This window comes from Oceanospirillum sediminis (genome assembly GCF_014164585.1).
GTDB lineage: Bacteria > Pseudomonadota > Gammaproteobacteria > Pseudomonadales > Halomonadaceae > Oceanospirillum > Oceanospirillum sediminis.
The window spans coordinates 1-437 of record NZ_JACJFM010000146.1; the positions used below are offsets into that span (position 1 = coordinate 1).

The 437-nt window shown below is 34.6% G+C and carries 1 protein-coding gene; it reads right to left on the minus strand.

Features of this window, described 5'->3' with window-relative positions; all coding sequences use genetic code 11:
* On the minus strand, positions 1 to 400 hold a 400-nt coding region (locus H4O21_RS28180; RefSeq protein WP_255487452.1), incomplete at its 3' end, for an SLC13 family permease.
* Positions 401 to 437 lie beyond the last annotated feature (37 nt).

Genomic DNA, 437 nt, shown 5'->3' on the forward strand with positions numbered 1-437 from the left:
CAGTAAGGTTATCAATTATAGCAGAAAGAATAAATGCTAAAACAGAAAATATCCAGAGTATTTTGGTCTTTTTTTTCGTTTTAATAAAGCCTTTTATAGTAGCGAATCCATCGAAGTAATCAATGATCTCAACTATAGTCATTGCACCTAAAAGAAACACTAATATTTCGGCGGTCTTACCCAAATGATGTAATAATGTTTCTTCCATTAAATGCATCTTATCCTCATGACCTAACGCGCCAAAATTTTCAAGCAATGCGTGTTTGCCAGAATCAAACCATTGTGGGAAGCTCTCCAGTCCTAAAGCGATTAAAGCCCAACAAATGGCCATCATGACCAGTGCAGGAATTAATTTATCAATTTTTATACTGTGCTCTAGGGTAATGGCTAAATAGCCCATAACAAATACTAGAATAATTGCTGCTTCCATAAATTAT